The 4,337-nt window shown below is 30.7% G+C and carries 5 protein-coding genes; all 5 read left to right on the top strand.

The window, feature by feature from the left end:
* Positions 1-126: 126 nt before the first annotated feature.
* From U0M88_RS09645 to U0M88_RS09665, 5 genes are read left to right on the top strand one after another with little or no spacing between them, the layout of a single operon-like run.
* On the top strand, positions 127-1,398 hold the full coding sequence (locus U0M88_RS09645; protein WP_331869677.1) for a PTS sugar transporter subunit IIC: 1,272 nt from the start codon (positions 127-129) through the stop codon (positions 1,396-1,398).
* On the top strand, positions 1,388-2,149 hold the full coding sequence (locus U0M88_RS09650) for an HAD-IIB family hydrolase (RefSeq protein ID WP_331869678.1): 762 nt from the start codon (positions 1,388-1,390) through the stop codon (positions 2,147-2,149). Before U0M88_RS09645 ends, U0M88_RS09650 begins: the two co-directional genes overlap by 11 nt.
* A complete protein-coding gene (locus U0M88_RS09655) occupies positions 2,142-2,447 on the top strand; it encodes a PTS lactose/cellobiose transporter subunit IIA (RefSeq protein ID WP_331869679.1) in 306 nt (101 codons plus the stop codon). Before U0M88_RS09650 ends, U0M88_RS09655 begins: the two co-directional genes overlap by 8 nt.
* Positions 2,448-2,449: 2 nt before the next feature.
* Positions 2,450-2,749, top strand: a complete 300-nt coding sequence (locus U0M88_RS09660) for a PTS sugar transporter subunit IIB (protein ID WP_331869680.1) — start codon at positions 2,450-2,452, stop codon at positions 2,747-2,749.
* Positions 2,746-4,245: a DUF4127 family protein gene (locus tag U0M88_RS09665; RefSeq protein ID WP_331869681.1), complete on the top strand. Its 1,500-nt coding sequence runs from the start codon at positions 2,746-2,748 to the stop codon at positions 4,243-4,245. Before U0M88_RS09660 ends, U0M88_RS09665 begins: the two co-directional genes overlap by 4 nt.
* Positions 4,246-4,337: the final 92 nt, after the last annotated feature.

A 4,337-nucleotide genomic window follows, 5' to 3' on the forward strand; every position in this document is an offset into this window, starting at 1 on the left:
ATACTATACTGAATATTCAAAATAACAATGTAAACACTTCTTTCTGGTATTAATTCTACAAACATTTGCAGAATAACTTATTACTTATGATTTGTTAAGAAACTAAAGAAAGATGGAAAAGGAAAGATGATAGGAAAACTTGAGAAATTTTTATTGCCTTTAGCGAATAAATTATCTATGAATAGATATTTATCGGCTATAAGAGATGGCTTTATCGCCATAATGCCTTTAATGATCGTGGGTTCATTTTTTATTTTGATTAACAATGTTTTCATTGGAGAAAATGGATTAACAGCTAAATTATTTAATCTCCCATTACTTGAATTAACTGAGCTAGGGAATGCTATAGTACCGGCTACAATGTCTGTAATGTCTGTTCTTTTAACTTTTACAACGGCAAAAGCTTTATGTGAAACTTATAAAGAAGACACCACTATAACGCCTATTATTGCGGTTGTTACATTATTTATTTTAATGCCGATTTCAACTAATGCTGATTTAGGAATAGAAATTATCAACACTCAATATACAGGTGCAGCGGCTATTTTTATGGCTTTTATAAGTGCTATATGTACTGTCGAAATCATTAGAAAACTGTCTACTTTTGATAAAATTATTATTAAAATGCCGGATTCAGTCCCGCCTTCGATTGCAAGATCCTTTAATAAGCTAATTCCGGTCATGCTTACTATTATTATTTTTGGAATTGTTCGTTATTTTACAGACTTGGCTGGAAGTCCACTAAATGATTTAATTTTTAAATTTATACAAACACCTTTTACTAATATAGTAAGTTCTCCAGTGGGATTAGTAATTATTTATATTTTGTACATGTTATTATGGGGACTTGGAATTCACTCGGCTTTCATTTTTGGACCGATTCTAGAGCCTATTTATTTAGCCACTCTAACTGCCAATTCAGCAGCATTACAGTCTGGTGCTCAAATGACTGGAATCATTACAAAGCCTTTTGTAGATTCAGTTGCTTTTATGGGTGGAGCTGGGAACATGTTTGCTTTATTGATTGCAATTTTATTGGTAAGTAAAAGAAGTGATTATAAAACCATTGCAAAATTAGGTTTTGCACCAGCAATTTTTAATATTTCAGAACCTTTAATGTTTGGTTTACCAGTGGTTATGAATCCTATTTTGATTATCCCAATGATTTTATCAACTTTAAGTGGTTTACTAATTGGAACAATTTCGACTGTATTAGGTTTTATGGGTTATACTTATGTGCTTGTTCCTTGGGTAACACCACCTGTTGTAAATTCTTTCCTTTCATCTGGAGGAAGTATTGGAGCTGCTATAACTGTTGTTATTATTTTTGTCGTATCGGTGTTAATTTATATTCCTTTTGTTAAGATTGCAGATAAACAGATTCAAAATGAGCAATAGAGTAATTACCTTTGATTTAGACGGAACATTGATTGGCGAAAACAATCAGGTGATTGGTGGTAATAAAACGATTCAATTATTACAAGATTTTCAAAAGGAAAATTATAAACTTTTAGTAAGTACAGGAAGATTAGATCATGATATCTATTATATTGTGAATAAATATGGGTTGGATGTAGATTGCCGGATATCGCAGAATGGTGCGGTTATTCAGACAAAAAATTCAATTCAAGCAAGATTATTGGATAAAAATGAAGCAAAAAATCTATATAAAAGATTACAAGAATATGATGTTCGGATTGAATTAAATACAGTGAGTAACCGATATTGGAATTCAGAAAGGGATCCAGATTTCCCAAGAGAATATTACGATTCAAGCCATATCATTAAGGATTATGATTTTATTATTGAATATCAACCAATAATACTTTTTTTGATAATTGGGAAAATGAAAGAAATTGAAAAGATACAAAAGTTTGTAAATGACACTTTTAAAAATATACATGCTGTAAAAACAAGTAGTAGTTCTTTAGAGATATTAAGTAAGGGTGTCAGTAAAGGAAATGCCATAACGAAGATATACCCAAACAGTGAAATCTATGCGATTGGAGACTCTGAAAATGACTATTCAATGTTTGCAGTTAGTAAAGAAGCTTATTTTGTTGGTGATGGTATATGTAGAAGCGCAAAGCAATGTGATTCTATTTTAGAGGCATTAATTGACATTAAGGAAAGGAGTCGTTATGAATGAAATTCAAAATATAGCTTTTCAAGTTATTTCCAATGTTGGTTTAGCTAAATCGCTTTATATTGAAATTATTGATCGTTGTGAAAAAAAGGATTTTGAAAACATCGATGCAATGTTTGAAGAAGCAGACGAGTATCTGATAGCCGGACATAAAGCGCATATGAATTTTGTGAAAATGGAAGCACAAGGAGAAAATATTGAGTTCTCCATGTTAGCGGTTCATGCTGAAGATCAATTGATGAATGCAGAACTGGTAAAGTTTTTAGCAGAGAAGTTTTATAAGTTATATAGAAGGTTATGAAAATGAAAAATATTTTATTAGTTTGTAATGCCGGTATGTCAACATCGATTCTTGTTGAAAAAATGAAGCAAGTTGCTAAGAATAAAGGGCTAGATGTACATATTTGGGCTTTATCGAGTAGTGAAGCAAGACATGTGGATGAGCATGTAGACTGTGTATTAATAGGACCACAATTGAAATTTGCTTTACAAAATATTAAAGAAATGTTTCCTGATAAGCCGGTTGATGTTATTGACATGAGAGTATATGGAATGATTGATGGGGAAAAAGCTTTACAACAGGCTTTAGATTTAATTGTATGAAAATTCTTTATATTCCTTTAGATGAAAGGCCTTGTAATTATAAATTTCCTCAAATGATCGTATCTCCAAAGGAAGATATTCAATTACTCGTGCCAGATAAAAATACTTTGTCACAAAAGAAGCAACCTGCTAAGATGGAAGAACTTTGGGATTTTGTAGAAGAAAATATTCAGTATTGTGAATATGCAGTTTTGTCGTTAGATATGCTGTTATATGGAGGTTTATTACCATCAAGAATGCATTATTATTCTAAGGAAGTGGTAAATACTAGATTAGAAAGAATTAAAAATCTTTCAAAATCATGTAAGATATTTGCGTTTCAATGTATTATGAGATGTCCTCAATATAATTCAAGTGAAGAAGAGCCAGATTATTATGAAGAATACGGAGAGCAGATATTTAAACGGGCGTATTATAGAGATAAGGCCGAAAGGTTTAAAATTGATGAAATTGAAAAAAAGGAATTGAACAATATTACTATTCCTGATGATATTATTTTTGATTATGAATCAAGACGTACCTTTAATCTTGCTTTTAATCTAGCTGCTGTTGACTTAGTTAAAGAAGGATATGTAGATACCCTTGTTATACCACAAGATGATTCAAGTGAATTTGGTTATACGGCAATATCACAGAAAAAAGTGGTTGATTATGTTAAAAAGAATAATTTGGAGGAAAAAGTATTTATTTATCCTGGGGCAGATGAAGTGGGAAGTTCATTACTTGCCCGAATTTTGAATAAAGAAGTCTTAAATAGGACTTTAAAAGTTTATCCCTTTTTCTCCGCAGTATTAGGTCCTACTATTGTTCCTTTATACGAAGATAGACCTATTTTAGAGAGCTTAAAGCATCATGTACGAATTATTAATGGAGAAATTGTAGAAAATGCTGAAAAAGCGGACCTCATTCTAGCATATAATACTTGTGGTAAAGTGATGCAAGAATCTTTTGATCAAGAATATCAAGACTTGTCATATACTAGTTATCGAAATGTATTAGATTTTGTTCTAAACATTAAGACATATATTGATAAGGGTTACAAAGTGTCCATATGCGATTCTGCTTTTTCAAATGGCAGTGATTTAACTTTATTAAAACTATTAAATTCACATAGTTTATTAGATAAGCTATATGGATATGCTGGTTGGAATACAAATTGTAATTCATTAGGAACTGTATTATCAATGTCAGCTTACGGATTGGATTTAAGAGAACATAAAAAATTAGTAAAACATTTAACTTATAGATATATTGAGGATGGAATTTACCAAGCGATTGTAAGACAAGAAGTCATAAAAGAAGTGTTGGCAAAAAATGGTTTGTCCTACTATGATTTCAAAGGATGCCAATCTATGGTGGAAGAAGAAATATTGAAAAGATGTCAAAAATTATATGAGAATTTCAAAATCAGTACATTGTATAACTTTAAAATTGACTCAATAAATATGCCGTGGCGAAGAATGTTTGAAATTGATTTAAATTTGATCGAAGGATAAGATTGAAAAATAAGGCTCTTCTGTACTAAATGTGGGTAGATCTTTATCAAAAGAATGAATATCGCTTTTATTCATCGTATAAAATAAGAACA

Origin of the sequence: Faecalicoccus sp. (assembly GCF_036552745.1) — a bacterium.
Taxonomy (GTDB): Bacteria; Bacillota_I; Bacilli_A; order Erysipelotrichales; family Erysipelotrichaceae; genus Faecalicoccus.